The organism is Gimesia aquarii, from assembly GCF_007748175.1.
Taxonomy (GTDB): Bacteria; Planctomycetota; Planctomycetia; order Planctomycetales; family Planctomycetaceae; genus Gimesia; species Gimesia aquarii_A.
Genome location: NZ_CP037422.1, coordinates 4,712,186 through 4,729,263, shown reverse-complemented (window position 1 = coordinate 4,729,263; position 17,078 = coordinate 4,712,186). Strand labels below are relative to the sequence as shown.

Below are 17,078 nucleotides of genomic sequence, written 5' to 3'. Positions count from 1 at the left end.
AACAGATTCCACAACACTTTTTTCTCTGAGGAAATATGATGTTACAATCAACATCGGAATTACCGACGATCTCATTGAATCGACTTCTGGCAAGACGTCAATTGCTCAAGCGGGCCGGTAATGGCTTAGGAACATTGGGACTGCTTAGCTTATTACAACAGGAGGGGGTTCTGGAAGCAGCCGGCGCTGCTCCTGCTATTAAGTCGACGAATCCGCTGGCTCCCAAAAAGTCGCATTTCCCTACAAAAGCAAAATCCGTAATCTGGTTATTCATCAACGGGGGACCGAGTCACGTTGATACCTGGGACTATAAACCCGAGCTTGAAAAACGAGATGGCGTCGCTTTAGAGGGCTTTGATAACAAAACCGGGTTCTTTCAGAACGCTGTGGGGCCTTTAATGAAAAGCCCCTTCAAATTTAAACAGTATGGAGAGTCAGGAAAATGGGTCTCCGATCTCTTTCCCCATCTGTCTCAGCACGTTGACAAGATGGCGTTCATTCACTCAGGTCATACAGAATCGAACAACCATAGTCCGGCTCTATTTATGATGAATTGCGGCGTTCCTAAAATGGGATATCCCTGCGTCGGTTCCTGGGTGACTTATGGATTGGGTTCCGAAAGTAACAGCCTCCCCTCGTTTGTGGTCATGTCAGACCCCTTAGGAAGAGGTCTTCCCAAAGGACAAAGTTTGAACTGGGGGGCCGGTTTTTTGCCGAGCGTATTTCAGGGTACATATCTGAAACCAAGCGGTGAACCAATTGATAACCTGAAGCCACCAACGGCACTCACTGAAAAAGGACGACAGCGCTCTCAACTCGACTTACTAAAATCTTTAAACCGTCAACATCTTCAACAGAATGAAGGCGATCAGGAACTGGCAGCGAGGATAGAAAGTTTTGAGCTTGCTTATCGAATGCAGAGTGCAGCGCCGGAAGCATTGGATATCTCTCGCGAACCCAAATATCTTCAGGAGCAATACGGCATCGGTAACAAAAAATGTGAGCACTTTGCCAAACAATGTCTAATCGCACGACGTATGGTTGAACGTGGTACCCGTTTTGTGCAGATCTATTCGGGTGGCATGGAAAACCAGCGTAGCTGGGATGGTCACTCCGATATTAAAGGCAACCACAGTGGTTTCGCTGGGGAAACGGACCAGCCCATCGCCGCATTGCTGGCTGATTTGGCTTCACGTGGTTTACTTGACGAAACACTCGTGGTCTGGGGGGGTGAATTCGGTCGTCTGCCGATCGCCCAAAAAGGAGCCACTCCCGGACGAGACCATAACCCACATGCGTTTACAACATGGTTAGCAGGAGGTGGCATCAAAGCAGGAACCAGCTACGGAGCCACCGACGAAATTGGATTTAAAGCCGCAGAAGATAAAGTGCACGTGAATGATCTGCATGCCACGATTCTGCGATTATTGGGAATGGACCACGAAAAACTTACGTATCTATATAGTGGAAGACGTTTCCGACTCACTGATGTCGGAGGCCATGTCATCGATAAAATTATTGCGTAAAGAGGAACTCAACAAAATCGTAATGCACTTAAGAAATGGTTTCGGACTGTTTAAACTTTTTCCGATACTCCGACGGTGAAATCCCCATTAGATTCACAAACTGTTTAGTAAAATAACTCTGATCATAAAATCCGGACTCCAACGCAATTTCAGAAATTCGTTTTTCAGTTCGGGTTAACGACTGACAGGCGGCATTGATTCTGACACGTAAAATATATTTCTGTGGCGTAATCTGATATAGCTTTTTGAATTTGCGATCAAATTGACTGACAGACAAAAAGATGAGATCTGCCAGATCCGAAATTTGAATCCGTTCGCGATAATGTTCGAGCACATAAGCGATAACTTTGTCTAACTCCTGATAAGACTGAAATTCGGAGCCAGCCACTTTGATATCTCGTAACACACCAGCAACCCCAATGACTTTACCACCATCACCAAATAAGGGGATTTTACTACAAAGATACCACTTTAGATTTCCATGCCGATCGGGGACTAACCAAACCTGATTAGGAAGTGGTTTGGCAGACTGCATCACTCGCTGATCTTCAGCGACATACTGTTGAGCGAGGTCCTTCGGATGAATATCAAAATCAGTCTTTCCGATGATATCTTCTTCTTTGGAAATCGCACGAACATCCATCCAAGTTTGACTGATATTTATAAATCGTCCCTGTGCGTCTTTCGCAAAAAAGTGCGCATCAGGAATATAATTAAATAACTCTTCCAAATGGAGTTTGTTATCAAGTCGTTTCAAGAACTGATCACGAAATGTCTGAGGATTCACCATGCGTAAATAATACAAATTTATGCGTGTTTTCTACAAGACACCGTTGATCTTAGCATCTACGATATGCAAAAATAAACGAATAAGGAATTTCTTGCGCATATAATGAAAGTACAAGCATTCTTTATTAGGTGATGACAAATAAATACAAGACCAATTTTAAACGATTAAGTTTGTTTCAGATCCATTCTATTGGGGCGCATTATGCTGAAGTTTACTGGTCAGGGAGCGGCACATACCTGTAGTGGAGTTACTCGCAGAGACTTTCTCCAAGTCGGAACATTGGGCGCTATGGGGCTGTCGTTACCTCAATACCTGGAAGCGAAAGATCAAGGTCTGGTCGATAAAAAAAATGACAACCGTTCGGCGATCATGATCTTCAATCTCGGTGCTCCCAGTCAGTTGGATACATTCGACATGAAACCGGATGCACCCGCTGAAATTCGCGGCCCCTTCAAACCTATCCATACCGCTTCACCTGAAATTGACATCTCAGAAATTTTACCTCTGCATGCTAAAGTAGCTGATAAATTTTCGCTCGTTCGTTCCTGCTATCACACCGCTGCTGCGGTACATGATGCCGGATGGCAAATGATGCAGACCGGTCGAATTTTTACAGGTGGGATTAACACCCCCCACATCGGATCCGTCGTTGATTATCTCCGTGGTCGTAAAACAGATCTACCAGCAAACGTTGTGTTACCTGAAACCATGGGCCGGGGTGGTGGGAATCTTCCCAACGGTCAAGCCGGCGGTTTCCTGGGAAAAGCGCATGACCCGTTTGCACTGATGGCTGATCCATCCAAGCCGGATTTCAAAGTTCCTGACTTGCTGCCCCCGAAAGAAATCGGAACAGCCCGACTGGAACGTCGTAAAAAGATTCGTGAAGTAGTCGATAACACAATTGACTATTTTGAATCAACAGAAGACGCCAAACTCTTGAACGGTAATTTCCATTCTGCTTATCGCTTGATGACAAGCAAACAGGCTCGTGAAGCCTTTGATCTCGCGAAGGAGCCGAAGAAAGTGCGAGAACGTTACGGAATGAATCGATTTGGTCAATGCTGTTTATTGGCACGCCGTCTGGTGGAATCGGGAGTTCGCTTTGTCACCATCAATACATTCCTGACCGTCTTCAATGAAATTACATGGGATATCCATGGTTCTAAGCCCTTCACTTCAATTGAAGGAATGAAGAATATTGTGGCTCCCATGTATGACCAGGGCTATAGTGCCCTGATTGAAGATCTCTATGATCGAGGGATGCTGGATGAAACACTGGTATGCAATGTTGCCGAGTTCGGTAGAACTCCCAAAGTGAATCCCGCAGGAGGTCGAGATCACTGGCCACAGTGTTTTACCTGCTATTTTGCCGGTGGCGGCGTTCAAGGCGGTCGTGTCGTCGGTAGTAGTGACCCGATTGGCGGTGTACCTGCAGATCGACCTGTTTCGCCTGGTGATTTGGCAGCGACCGTTTATCACAGCCTCGGTTTCGACCTGCATACGATTTTACCAGGTCCCTCAGGCCGTCCTTTCCCAATCGTTGATGTGGGTAAACATGAAATTCGTGAGTTGTTTTAAAAATTGAATTCAGTTTCGATCAAAAACTGATGTTAAAGATAAGTTGCGATTTAAAGCAAATCGTATGATGGGCCCCCAGCTCATTGATAAAGATCTCTCCTTGTACGTCATAAAATCCTTCAAGACAATGCAAACATAAAGAGAAGTGTTCGATGTCTCCTGCAAAACCAATCAAATCATTGATTCTATTTTTGACCTTCACAGGATTGTTGATTTCCAGTATCAACACCAGTTCTCTTCTCGCGTCTGAATCGGAAGAAAGTGTGGTACTGCTACCGAAGAAGGTTCAACTCTCCGGTAAAGAAGCACGGCATCGTATCTCATTTCAGAAGATCTCTGGCGGTAATATCGTGGGACCAGTTTCGACAGAGTATAAGCTCTCATCGAGTGATCCTTCTGTTGTTAAAATTATAGATGACACGCTGATACCTGTGAGTAATGGCAGGGCGACAATTACAGCAACCACGGGAACACTTCAGTCAAAAAGCTCTGTCGTCGTCACAAACTATAGCAAACCACACCAATGGAGCTTTCGTAACGATGTACAGCCAATCTTAACCAAAGCCAGTTGTAATACCGGCGCCTGCCATGGAGCGCTTGCTGGAAAAGGTGGATTTCGCCTATCCTTGAAAGCGTTTGATGATCAAGGTGATTTTCATACGATCGCAAAACAGTCACGCGGACGCCGTATTGAATTGTCTGATCCCGCCCGCAGTCTGATATTGATCAAACCAACGGGAGCGGTTCCTCACAAAGGGGGCGTTCGTTTCGAAACCGATTCGCCAGAATACCGTATTCTCTCTAGTTGGATCGCGCAGGGAGCCACTCCTCCAAGCGCAAAAGATCCGATCATTGAACGGATCGAAGTACTCCCTTCCCGATCTATTCTCGTTAAAGGACAAACACAACATCTGCTGGTGCAGGCTCACTACTCTGATCAGTCAGTTCGTGATGTAACCCAATGGACCACATTCTCTTCAGTGAATGAAAGTGTCGCTCAGGTAGATGCAAAAGGATCTGTCAAGGTCACAGGTTTCGGTGAAGGAGCTATCGTCTGCATCTTTTCCAGTAAAATTGCAATTTCAAAAATCACGTCACCCTATCCACAAAAGATTGATCCTGCTGTCTATGCAAAATCACCACAATATAATTTCATTGATGAACTGGTTATTAAACAATTAAAACGCTTAAACCTGCCTCCCTCGCCCCAGTCAAACGATGCGGACTTCATTCGCAGAATCTACATCGACACAATTGGCACACTTCCTACTCCCCAGGAAACAGAAACATTTCTTTCTGATCAATCTCCTGACAAGCGAAACAAACTCATTGAGCAGCTCTTAAACCGTCCTGAATTTATCGACTATTGGACTTACAAATGGTCGGATCTCTTATTGGTCAATGGAGCACTCATTCGTCCCCAAGCCGTCAAAAAATACCATGAGTGGATCAAGGGGCATGTAAAAAGTAATACCCCCTGGGATCAGATGGTGCGCGAACTGATTACCGCGCAAGGTAGCAGTATTGAAAATGGCGCTACCAATTTTTATGCCATTCACCAGGATCCTGAATCAATGACAGAGAACGTGAGTCAGGCATTTCTGGGTCTGTCAATTGCCTGTGCCAAGTGTCATAATCATCCCTTGGAAAAATGGACGAATAATCAATATTACGCGATGGCGAATTTCTTTTCTCGTGTCCGTGCGAAAGGTTGGGGAGGCAGTAAAGGTTCAGGCGATGGTATTCGAACTCTCTTCGTAGCCACCGAAGGAGATTTGGTTCAGCCGTTAACGGGTAAGCCACAACCCCCTACTCCACTGGATGGAGAACCTATTGACATCAATGCCCCGGAAGATCGTCGCATTTATCTGGCAAACTGGTTGACTTCGAAACAGAACCATTTTTTTAGTCGTTCCATTACCAATCGTGTCTGGGCTAACTTCTTTGGTGTGGGGCTGGTCGAATCGGTTGATGACATGCGGGAATCGAATCCTGCCAGCAACGAAGAATTACTAAACGCGGCCTCTAATTATCTTGTCAAAAATAACTTCGACTTAAAAGCATTGATGAAGATCATTCTTCAATCTGCTGCCTACCAGAGGAGCAGCCAACCGCTACCTGAAAATAAAGATGAAAAGCGGTTTTATTCCCGATACTACCCCAGACGCATGATGGCTGAAGTTCTCTTAGACTCGATTTCACAAGTCACTGAAGTCCCCGACGAATTCACCAAATTCTACGAACCGAACCCTCAAAAGACCGACTTCTATCCCAAAGGTACCAGAGCGATTCAGCTATACGACTCTTCTGTGATCTCTTACTTCCTGAAAACGTTTGGCCGTAACGAGCGAATGATCACATGTGAATGTGAACGAACCGAAGAACCCACGATGGTTCAAGTACTTCATATTTCCAATGGGGATACCATCAACAATAAACTCAAAGCCAAAGAAAGCCGCGTTACGAAATTAATGGCGGCTAAGAAAGCAGACAAGGAACTCGTAGCAGATATTTACATGCTATGTCTCTCGCGTAAACCGACAACTGAAGAAGAAACCAAACTCGCAAAATTGCTCTCTGAAACACCAAAAGCAGAAAAACGCCAAGCTGTCGAAGATCTCTTCTGGGGTATCTTAAGTAGCCGCGAGTTTCTGTTTAATCATTAAATTGATAGCACTAGCTAATTTAAATACTTTATATAGCTGACTTGAGGTCATCGATGTCACACATTTTGACAAAAACAATTCTGGCTTTTTCAATCGCTCTTGTATTCGCTTCTGCGAACTCTTTACAGGCAGAAGAAGCACAAATTGATTATCAAAAACAGATCGCCCCGTTGTTTCGAAAGTATTGCGAAAGTTGTCATAGTGTTGATGACCCCGAAGGAAAATTCGCAATCGACACATACAAGGGGCTGCTTAAAGGCGGCACACATGGACCTGCGATTCTTCCCGGCGACAGTAACAGCAGTCGCCTGATGCGGATGATCAAAGGCGAAGCCAAGCCAGTAATGCCCCCTGAAGACAGTGGTGAGAAACTCACTTCACAAGAGATTCAACTTCTGGAAGAGTGGATCGGCCAGGGAGCTAAAGGACCATCCGGAAAAGAACCAACGCGCACTCAATTATTAATTCCCCAAATTGCTCCTGCGAAATCGCTTAAAAGACCGATTACCTCTCTTGCTTCTTCCCAAAGTGGCATGCTCGCTATCGCCCGTTTTGCAGAATTAGAAATTTTATCACTCAGCTCTGGTAAAACGGTTCATAAGTTGAAAGATCTTCCCGGTAAAGTAAATTCAGTACGATATAGCCCTGACGGAAAGTGGTTGATCACTTCTTCGGGAACAACAGGCCTGTTTGGGAAATCCATCATCTGGGACGTTTCGACTGGTAAAAAGTTAAAAGAATTTTCGGGTCATAGAGATGTATTGTATGCTTCCCAGATCAGCCCGAATAAAAAATGGCTCGCTACCGGCAGCTATGATCGAAACATTATTCTTTGGGATGTCGAATCCGGGAAAAAAATACGGGAGTTAACAGGGCACAATGGGGCCATTTTTGATCTGGCATTCAGTCCTGACAGCACAACACTCGCCAGTGCCTCCGCTGACTCTACAGTAAAAGTCTGGCAGGTTTCAACGGGTAACCGTCTGGATACTCTCAGCCAGCCTCTCAAAGAACAATTTGCCGTCTCATTCAGTCCAGATGGAAGATTTATTCTTGCAGCAGGTGCAGATAACCGTATTCGAAAATGGAAATTTGTTTCGCGAAACTCAGCAAAAATCAATCCATTGATTACAGCGCGCTTCGCACATGAAAGTCCGGTAATCCAATTTGTTTATTCCCCTGACAACAAACTCCTGGCCTCTATTTCCGATGACCGCTCATTGAAAATCTGGGATGCTGAGCAGTTAGTTCTGTTAGATGTAGTAGACGATTTACCTGCAATTCCTACTTCGGTTACTTTTTCGCCAGATTCGAAAATCGCTCTGGTCGGATTTAGCAATGGTCTTGTAGAACAGTATCCACTTCTATCAAACTCAATCTCTCCCAAGAAAAAACAAAATCATACAGTCACCAGAACGAAACCAAATCTACATAACAAAAAAATGATCAAAGCGGTCAAATTAAAAGAGCAGGAGCCCAATAACCACCCGAAAGAAGCGACTGTTCTGACATCACCTTCCGTTGTCGCCAGTGGTATGATTCATTCCTCTCAACAAGATCATTCCGATCTGGACTTATATCGATTTGAATCCAAGGCAGGTGAAGAATGGCTCATTGAAACCAATGCGGCACGCAAAAAATCCAAGCTTGACTCAAAAATCGAAGTGCTCGATGCGGAGGGAAAACAGATCCCCAGAGTTTTACTGCGGGCTGTCCGGGATTCATATTTCACATTCCGAGGCAAAGATTCCAATATCTTAAATGACTTCCGGATCCATAATTGGCAGGAAATGGAATTGAACGAATACCTGTATGCCAACGGCGAAGTGGTAAAACTCTGGCTGTATCCACGTGGTCCAGATTCAGGATTTAACGTCTACCCCGGCAGTGGTGGGAAACGTTACACTTATTTTGGGACCAGCCCCATTACTCACGCACTGCATGAACCCTGTTATATTGTAGAGCCTCATCCTGTAGGAACGGAGTTACCTCCCAACGGTCTTCCGGTGTTCACAATCTATTATGAAAATAATGATGATGGTAGACGAGAACTGGGCGACGATTCCCGACTGATATTTAAGGCCCCAAAGGACGGTACTTACTACGTACGTGTTTCTGATGTTCGGGGATTCCAGGGAAAAGACTTTCATTATGAGTTGACCGTTCGCCCCAGAAAACCGGACTTCAAGGTGACACTGAAAGGAGCAAATCCAAAAATCAACGCAGGTAGCGGGAAAGAAATTGAAGTCGTCGCACAGCGTATGGATGGGTTCGATGGCCCGATTCAAGTTGACATTTCAGATGTACCTCCCGGATTTCATGTTACCAGCCCGATTATTATCCAGGCAGGACATGATCGTGCATATGGTGTCATTTCTGCAGACCCAGTAACAGATCTCCCTGGGCCTCTTGTAGCTCCCAGACCGACAGATAAAAAATATCACCCAATCAAAGTCACGGCCTCTGCAATGATTGCTGGTAAAAAGCAAACACATCCGGTAAATTCATTGGGTACCATTCAGTTATTGAAAAGCCCGAGATTAATTATTCGAATCGCAGCAATGGATACAAATACAAAAAGTGGCGCGGGATTAAATTTTATAGAGATTCCAGAAAAACCTTTGGAGCTCACAATTCATCCTGGTGAAACGATCGCGGCTAAGGTCCTGCTTTTACGAGACGGATATAAAGGTGTCGTTGGGTTTGGTCGCGAGTATGCGGGACGAAATCTACCCCATGGAGTTTATGTCGATAACATCGGCTTGAATGGGCTGTTACTGCTGGATGATCAAAACGAACGAACGTTTTATCTGACTGCGGCGAAATGGGTTCCGGAAACAACGCGGCTGTTCCACATTCAAGCGGCACAAGAAGGCAGGCAAACATCCATCCCTGTACTGCTGCATGTAAGGCACAAAGAGAACTTGGCATCTAAAACTCAGTAGTTCAGACTCGCAAATATTCTGAGTGAGTCAAAGTAAAATCGCTAAGAAAAGAGCAGATTGATATTCCCCTATTCTACTGAAGAGCGGGTATCATAAGAGGTCAATTCAGGCACGGGTGCGTGTGGATAGTCGACTGGTTGATACTGAATCGACAATTCGGGAGTCATCAATTTTTTGCCGTTGAGAACTCGTGACGTAAGTGCTCGATCAAGAATCCCCCCGGTTAAAAATGTTCGCTCAACAGGATAGCTCGGACGTCCTGTATGGATCATCCCTTCAATTGCTTTCAATAGATAAGCAAAATGTGGATGAGAGGGTTCCGGTCGCTCTTCAAATTGCGTGGCAATGGGTTTCTGTCCCTTAAGCTTCAGCGCCACCGACGTTCGGTTCACCGACTGCAGCATAAACTGGACTCCTAAAAATCCATCGTTGTACTTGAAAAGAAACAGGGCAGCATCTGAGTCTTCACGAACATTCACATTGCCTCTTTTCGGTACTGCCGCGAGTGCTGTATTGAATACATCTTTGGGAACAATGCCAGAATCAAGGGTATTCCACATCTCATCCCCCTGCAAACATTGCGCCCATTTAACGCCTTTTTCGGCACCACGACGTCGCTCAACCAAACACTGATAACTTTCAAGTGCATGAATACCATAGATGTCAAGACCAGAGTACCCGATCCCTACCGCTGCCTCGATTTCAGATCCCATCGGGACTTTGAGTTCAGGCTTTCGATACGTCAGAGGTAGAGACGACCCAGCCATAAAAGGAACATTCATCTTCTGTGCACGATTGTAAATCCATTTTGCATCTGACCAAACTGGCCCAAGGTGCTTGTCATTAAACACAGGAACAACGCGGCCGTACTTTTTAAAAGTATCAGTAATCTCTTTAAAGAAACGGCGACGAGGATAGAGCTGCTGCTCTTTTTCATTGAAGGGATAGTCACCATGCTCTCCAATACTGATCACACCATCGACAGGTATACGATCGCTACCAACAGTGACGGCGTTTTCGATCGAATCGAATATCGGCACATTGTACCTGGCAGCCATCTTGCGAGACATATCCTTATCGGTAAACTGATCGACGTACAGCGATGCCAGTTTTAGTGCCGGGCCAGCTCCGCCATCTTGTTTCCAACCCTCCAGAATTTTTCCAATCAGAACATCAGCGTGAGTCCCCTGTTCATAGATCGAGACGATGGCAGCAACCGATTTCGTCTTGACCGGCTTTGCTGAATTGGCAATCGCCTGATGAGCAACTGAACCACAGGCGATGGCCGCCGTATTAGCAAGCCAGTCTCGGCGAGTAATAAGATTCGAAGTTTTCAGCATAGTATTGTGATTTCAATTCGTCTTAAGCCAATAGTCCTGGGATGAGTTTTCCATATATGCCTGTTAGTCAATGAAGAAGTCCCTGGTAGGCAAACGTGAGATACTCTTGATCCATGCAGAGTAAGTGAAGAATCGTTGTCTATAGATCATACACATGGATTAGATTTTCGAAGGCGATAAATATGAATTCACCTCTGGCACCCCAGATTAATCCCAGCAACGAATACAAAAGTATTCAATGAGGTAGAATCTTCTACGTCAAGAAGCTATTTCTTTTTTTGAAACAGTTCATGATCGGTTTTGCCACCTGATCGCAGATACGCTAATAAGTCCAATGCTTCTTCTTTAGTCAATGTATCGATGAGTCCTGTTGGCATCATCGAAGATTTGGAAGGTAGCATTTCATCAATGGTATCACGGTTTACTACGGTCAAATTACTGGGGTTCGTCATATCTGTGAGTACCATCAAGTTCTTGCCACTCAAGTTAATCACGCGCCCATTGACAACACGTCCATCATCCAAAATAAACATGGTCGATGCATATTGATCTGAAATGACTTTAGATGGTTCAATGATTGATTCCAATAAATTCTGAGCATTAAAACGCCCCCCTGCTCCAGTAAGATCAGGGCCGATAGTTCCTCCTTCTCCTGCGAAGCGGTGGCATTTGAAACAGGACGTCGCGGCAAACATTTCTCGTCCACGCTCAAAATTGCGCTGTATCTTATCATTATTGGCAGCGTCTAATAACTCGCTCACAGTCCACTTTTTGACAAATGGACGCGGGGGTCCTTTCACAACAGGTGCTGATTTTTCCAGATTCACTTCCAGGATCGGCTTGAGCATTTCTTTCTCCTGGTCACTGAGCGTTTTGATTGCTTCTGCTCGAATATTAACCAGGAACTTATTAAATGACATCCCCCCTTTGTGGGCTGTCGATTTTACATACCAATTAAAATATTTCTTTCGCAAGTCATCATTCCAACCAGCAGCAAGGCTGCTGAGCACTTTGGCATAATGAATCTGTTCTTCTTGCGTCAATGCTTTGTTTTGAAGTTCCAAAGTTCGCTCAATGACCTTGGGGGCATTTAAATAAACCAAAACCCGGCTCAACTCTCGATTCATAAATGAGTTCTGAGCTGGATAAGCTTTATTAATTTGAGCGAGAACGTTTTTACGTTCTGATTCCGTTGGTTCACCCAAGCGAACAAACACTAATTGGTAAAGACGTAACAAATCCATTTTCTGGTTTGCAGTGAGTGCGTTCCAGTCTAAGCTTTTCAATCGATTCAGTAACGGCGTTTTGAAGCTTGGCTTTCCATTCCGAGCTAAAGCAATACCTGCTGTAATCAACTTCGCTGGGTCTTTTTCCAGAAGTACACAATTTTGCCATTGCTCAACTGGCTGATGCTCCAGGGCAATTCGCGCTGCATAGCGAATATGCCGGTCTTGATGCCCTAAATAAGGCCATACGGAATAGACAATGTTTTCTCCCTGCTGACCATGGAATTCTTCCAGATCACGTCGCAATTCTCGCAAACCTGCCAGAGCATCTGGTGTAGGCTCAACAGGAGCTGTCGACTCGTTTCCGGTATAAGTAATACGGTACAGACCAGATTGAGTCCTTCTACCACCGATCGTGAAATAAAACGCACCATCGACCGGATTGACAACTAAATCTGTCACTGGCAATGGTGTGGCTGAGGCAAATTTTTCATATGTCGCAACATAAGAGGCCCCTTGTGGTTTCATATGTACTGCGTAAATGATGCCGTAGCTCCAGTCAGAAATAAACAAGGCATCTTGATACTTTGCCGGAAATTTTGCACCTGTTCCAAAAACGATACCGGTGGGTGAACCCTGACCGATATTCACAACAGCAGGTAGACTATCGGGATAGTAATCAGGCCATTTACCAGTTCCGGAGCGCCAACCAAATTCACTACCGCTGGTCGCATGATTGACACGTGTGGGACGATACCAGGGAGACCCGACATCCCATTCCATATCAGCATCGTAAGTAAATAGTTCTCCTTCTGGATTGAAGGCGATATCATACTCATTCCGAAACCCAATGCTGACAACTTCAAATTCTTTTCCATCAGGGTCGGTACGACAAATCCAACCACCAGGAGCCAGTTTGCCGGCAGCATGACCACGGGCGTCCCATAATCGTGGTAAAAGCAGATCTTCATCCCAATTGCGTGGGACTAAGGATTTTTCAGGTTTGGGTAGATCGGTATGATTTCCCGCAGCGATATAAAGTGACTTCTTATCAGGCGAAAGAATGATGGCATGCGGTCCATGTTCCCCTGCTCCTTTGATTTCTCTCAAGAACTTCACTTCGTCAAACTGATCATCGCCATTCGTGTCCTTCAAACGATACAAGCCAGAAGGACGCTCTTTCCCTCCATTCACCACTGCGTACAAACTATCAAAAGCATATAACAAACCATGCGCCATTCCCATATCGACGGGTAATTTTTCTACCTGAGTGTCGTTCGTGTTGGATCCGATTTTTGCAGGTGTAATTCGATAGAGAGCGCCATATTGATCTGAGGCAATCAATCGCCCCTTGGGATCAATGGTCATACTAACCCAGGACCCCTGCTCATCAGTTGGTACGGAATACAAAAGTTCTATTTTGAAGTCTTTCAATAGTTTAATCTGATCAACGGGAGTCGCTGAAGCAGAACGCGGGGCTTCTGAGTTCTCCAAAGAAATGGATTCTATTTCGATCAAAGCTTTACGGCTGGCGGGATCAATGCGTAAACCCGTCAGATCAGAATCCGCCTTAAAGACTAATACCAGATCTTGCCACTTTTTCGGTGCCATCCGAGTATCGAATTTTTGAGAGCGCTTGTCAGCATATGAGTTATTTTTTTGCGTTTTCCAGTATAGTTCTCCTCTCAGTCGCTGAGGAGAGCGAAGTCGAATTCTGATTTTCTTCCAGCCGCCGGATGCCTTTAAATCACGACCAAAATGAGGATCTTTACCGGTACTCTTCACCTGCAGAGAATTATCTTTCAGAGAGAGACTGCAATCGCGATAGGCTATCCAACCATGATCCTTGTCAGTAAAAGTCCATGTTTGGGATTTATGAGCATCGTCCGCCAGTAAGGGGTGTGAGATCAATACTGCACTAACAATCACAGACAAAGTTTTGAAAGCTTGAATCACGTTGTTGCCCCTGCTCTGATGTCAAATGGATAAGGTAATACTAAATAGGAAGGAATTTACGGTATCTGTCCAATCAAACTGAAAAAACGAAAAGCCTTTTCACTCCAGTCCGTAAAATTAGAAAAGTCATAAGTGATGCTAAACCAGCTCACAGAAATTATCTGTTTTCCATGATAACAGGTGCATGACCCATTGAAAACTGGACGGTATTCATTTTTATTTTTTTGATTTTCAGCAACTAAGGTCGATATTTCTACGAAATCATTGCATCATATAAGTGAAGAAATCCTGTTTTTTTCTAGTCCATAAACTGATCTTCCGCACAACACACAAACAAGGAGCCTCGCTTGATGAGCTGTCGCGAATTGATTCGGAATTGCATTCTTTTCACAACAATATTAAGTATTTCAATTGCTATAGTCGGCTGCAATCAGGGAAAGGAAGATGGAAAGAAGACTGTTTCTTTCGTGACAAACGGGATTGCATCTTTTTGGGTGATTGCTCAAAAGGGAGCAGAAAAAGCAGGAGAAGATCTTGATGTCAATGTGGAAGTAAGGATGCCCCCCCAAGGAGTAGCAGACCAGAAACGGATGGTACAGGAACTCCTGGCACAAGGCATCGACGGAATTGCCATCAGTCCCATTGATCCTGACAACCAAAGTGAACTTTTACAGGAAGTTGCTGATAACTCGATTCTGATCACTCAGGATTCGGATGCGCCCAACAGCCCACGCCTATGTTATGTTGGAATGGATAATTACAAGGCCGGACGCATGTGTGGAGAACTGGTTAAGGAAGCGTTGCCCGAAGGAGGTGAGGTTATGCTTTTCGTCGGACGTTTAGGTCAGGCAAACGCACGTCATCGTCGACAGGGAGTGATTGATGAATTGATGGATCGTTCCTACGATAACACGCGGTATGACGAACCGGACAAAGTCGTCAAAAATGACAAATATACAATATTGGACACGCGACTGGATGACTTTGATTTTCCTCAGGCCAAAGCGAATGCTCAAGACGCTATCGCCAAGTATTCTAACTTGAAGTGTATGGTCGGACTGTTTGCCTACAACCCACCACTGTGCCTGGAAGCAATTAAAGATGCTGGAAAACTGAATCAGATTAAAGTGGTTTCGTTCGATGAAGATGAAATCAGTCTACAAGGGATTGTTGATGGAACAGTAGTCGGAACGGTTGTTCAAAATCCTTACCGTTATGGTTATGAATCAGTCCGCATTCTGAATGCACTTGCGAATGGTGACCAATCGGTCATTCCAGAAAGTAAAGCGATTCTCATTCCCGCCCGAACGATCAGAAAAGACAATGTAAAAGAGTTCTGGGCTGAGTTAAAATCGATCTTAGGCGATTCAAATCAAACTGGAGAAAAGCTACCCAAAACAACCAAGACTAATTCCAGCACCAAGAAAAATACTGAGAAAAAAAACGAATCGACAGAAAAGCAGAAAGAAACCAAGGCGGATGAGTAATAGTAGTCCCGCCTCACCGGCAGCTTTGCTGGAAGTACGTAACATCGCAAAGCAATTCCCTGGTGTTAAAGCACTGAATCAAGTTAGCCTGACTTTAAATCATGGTGAAGTACTGGCAGTCATTGGTGAGAACGGTGCTGGCAAAAGTACCTTGATGAAAATCCTGGCGGGAGTGCAAACACCTGACTCTGGTTCTCTCATCATAGATGGGAAAACCGTTTCGATTTCGACTGTGGAAGAAGCACTCGATTTCGGAATCGCACTCATCCATCAGGAATTAAACCTTTCAGAAAATCTGGATATCGCAGCTAATATTTTTCTAGGTCGCGAACCAAACTCCTGGGGCATCATCAATCGATCACAAACTGATATCGAGTCAGAAAAGTTGCTGAAACGAGTTGGATTGAATCTCGCTCCACAGACACTTGTGGGGCTTCTCACAGTCGGACAGCAACAAATGGTCGAAATCGCAAAAGCGCTTTCAATCAATGCTCGGATCCTCATTATGGATGAACCCACATCCTCTCTGTCGCTTCATGAGTCGGAAGCCCTGTTTGCTGTCATTCGCGAATTGAAGGCACAAGGGGTCAGCATTATTTATATTTCACACCGATTAGGTGAAGTGAATGAACTTGCAGATCGCGTGGTTGTTCTGCGAGATGGTGAAAATGCCGGTGATCTGGACCGTGCTTCGATCTCACATGATCAAATGGTACAAATGATGGTCGGTCGCAATGTCTCACAGTTTTTCCCTCATCGTTCTCGCCAGACAGGTGATGTCGTACTTGAGGTAAAAAATATTCGCACACCTGCAAATCCCGCGCATAAAATCAACTTTTCACTCAAAAAAAATGAGATTGTGGGAATTTCGGGTCTGGTCGGAGCTGGTCGAACTGAATTAATGCAGGTCTTGTTTGGAATAGACGCCCCCCGCGAAGGAACCATTATCGTCAATGGGCAGGAAGTAAATATCCATTCTCCCAAAGATGCCATTCGAGCCGGTTTGGCATTAGTTCCCGAAGATCGAAAACTGCAGGGATTAATTCTGGAAATGGCGGTGCGAGAGAATATGAGTCTGGCGAGTGTCTCTCGAGATCAGAAAACTCTTGGTATCATTAACTTTGCTCAGGAACGTAATCTCACGGAAGAGATGATCTCCGCGATGAAGATCAAGACACCGAATGATCGACAAATCATTCAGTTCTTATCCGGGGGAAACCAGCAAAAAGTCGTGTTAGGAAAATGGCTCGCAATGAGTCCTGCCGTGTTGCTGTTGGATGAACCAACACGCGGTGTCGATGTGGGAGCCAAAGAAGAAATCTATCATCTGATGGTCGAGCTGGCGTCAAAAGGAATGGCCATCTTGTTTGTGAGCAGTGACCTGGAAGAGATTCTGGGTATTTCTGATCGTGTGCTGGTAATGCATGAAGGACAACTAACGGGAGAACTCTCTCGCAAAGAAATGAGTGAAGAGTCGATTATGCAACTTGCCACCGGCCAAATCAGGGAACCCGTCAAAACTTGATCTTGTTTTATTATCAAATACAAAACTTATCTTAAGAAT

9 protein-coding genes are annotated in these 17,078 nt (G+C 44.9%); 6 read left to right on the top strand and 3 right to left on the bottom strand.

Going from position 1 to position 17,078, the window contains the following annotated elements; translation table 11 throughout:
- Positions 1-38: 38 nt before the first annotated feature.
- Positions 39-1,526 (top strand): DUF1501 domain-containing protein, encoded by a 1,488-nt coding sequence (locus V202x_RS18035; RefSeq protein WP_145180657.1) that lies wholly within the window; start codon positions 39-41, stop codon positions 1,524-1,526.
- A 28-nt stretch (positions 1,527-1,554) separates the two neighbouring features.
- On the opposite strand, the gene V202x_RS18030 is transcribed toward V202x_RS18035, so the two are convergent.
- Positions 1,555-2,316, bottom strand: a complete 762-nt coding sequence (locus V202x_RS18030) for an AraC family transcriptional regulator (protein ID WP_145177913.1) — start codon at positions 2,314-2,316, stop codon at positions 1,555-1,557.
- Positions 2,317-2,517: 201 nt separating this feature from the next.
- Between V202x_RS18030 and V202x_RS18025 the strand changes: the two genes are divergently transcribed.
- The 3 genes from V202x_RS18025 (at position 2,518) to V202x_RS18015 (ending at position 9,505) form a co-directional block, all read left to right on the top strand.
- Positions 2,518-3,894 (top strand): DUF1501 domain-containing protein, encoded by a 1,377-nt coding sequence (locus V202x_RS18025; protein WP_145177911.1) that lies wholly within the window; start codon positions 2,518-2,520, stop codon positions 3,892-3,894.
- A gap of 152 nt (positions 3,895-4,046) precedes the next feature.
- Positions 4,047-6,560, top strand: coding sequence for a DUF1549 domain-containing protein (locus V202x_RS18020; protein WP_145177909.1), 2,514 nt, complete (start codon positions 4,047-4,049; stop codon positions 6,558-6,560).
- 53 nt (positions 6,561-6,613) lie between these two features.
- The gene (locus V202x_RS18015) at positions 6,614-9,505 is read left to right on the top strand and encodes a c-type cytochrome domain-containing protein (RefSeq protein WP_145177908.1); all 2,892 of its coding nucleotides are present in this window, start codon (positions 6,614-6,616) and stop codon (positions 9,503-9,505) included.
- A 68-nt stretch (positions 9,506-9,573) separates the two neighbouring features.
- Here V202x_RS18015 and V202x_RS18010 read toward each other — a convergent pair whose 3' ends face one another.
- Both V202x_RS18010 and V202x_RS18005 read right to left on the bottom strand, forming a co-directional pair.
- The gene (locus V202x_RS18010; protein WP_232098557.1) at positions 9,574-10,845 is read right to left on the bottom strand and encodes a hypothetical protein; all 1,272 of its coding nucleotides are present in this window, start codon (positions 10,843-10,845) and stop codon (positions 9,574-9,576) included.
- A 266-nt stretch (positions 10,846-11,111) separates the two neighbouring features.
- A complete protein-coding gene (locus V202x_RS18005; RefSeq protein WP_145177906.1) occupies positions 11,112-14,027 on the bottom strand; it encodes a c-type cytochrome in 2,916 nt (971 codons plus the stop codon).
- 350 nt (positions 14,028-14,377) lie between these two features.
- Between V202x_RS18005 and V202x_RS18000 the strand changes: the two genes are divergently transcribed.
- Together V202x_RS18000 and V202x_RS17995 are read left to right on the top strand one after the other, a co-directional pair.
- Positions 14,378-15,514 (top strand): sugar-binding protein, encoded by a 1,137-nt coding sequence (locus tag V202x_RS18000; protein ID WP_232098556.1) that lies wholly within the window; start codon positions 14,378-14,380, stop codon positions 15,512-15,514.
- On the top strand, positions 15,507-17,039 hold the full coding sequence (locus V202x_RS17995) for a sugar ABC transporter ATP-binding protein (RefSeq protein WP_145177902.1): 1,533 nt from the start codon (positions 15,507-15,509) through the stop codon (positions 17,037-17,039). The genes V202x_RS18000 and V202x_RS17995 overlap by 8 nt, the downstream gene beginning before the upstream one ends.
- Positions 17,040-17,078: the final 39 nt, after the last annotated feature.

Excerpts from the sequence above, each read along its gene's own strand:
- V202x_RS18035 (WP_145180657.1), top strand. The coding sequence starts at position 39 with ATGTTACAATCAACATCGGAATTACCGACGATCTCATTGAATCGACTT.
- V202x_RS18015 (WP_145177908.1), top strand. The coding sequence starts at position 6,614 with ATGTCACACATTTTGACAAAAACAATTCTGGCTTTTTCAATCGCTCTT.
- V202x_RS18000 (WP_232098556.1), top strand. The coding sequence starts at position 14,378 with ATGAGCTGTCGCGAATTGATTCGGAATTGCATTCTTTTCACAACAATA.
- V202x_RS18025 (WP_145177911.1), top strand. The coding sequence starts at position 2,518 with ATGCTGAAGTTTACTGGTCAGGGAGCGGCACATACCTGTAGTGGAGTT.
- V202x_RS18010 (WP_232098557.1), bottom strand. The coding sequence starts at position 10,845 with ATGCTGAAAACTTCGAATCTTATTACTCGCCGAGACTGGCTTGCTAAT.
- V202x_RS18020 (WP_145177909.1), top strand. The coding sequence starts at position 4,047 with ATGTCTCCTGCAAAACCAATCAAATCATTGATTCTATTTTTGACCTTC.
- V202x_RS18030 (WP_145177913.1), bottom strand. The coding sequence starts at position 2,316 with ATGGTGAATCCTCAGACATTTCGTGATCAGTTCTTGAAACGACTTGAT.
- V202x_RS17995 (WP_145177902.1), top strand. The coding sequence starts at position 15,507 with ATGAGTAATAGTAGTCCCGCCTCACCGGCAGCTTTGCTGGAAGTACGT.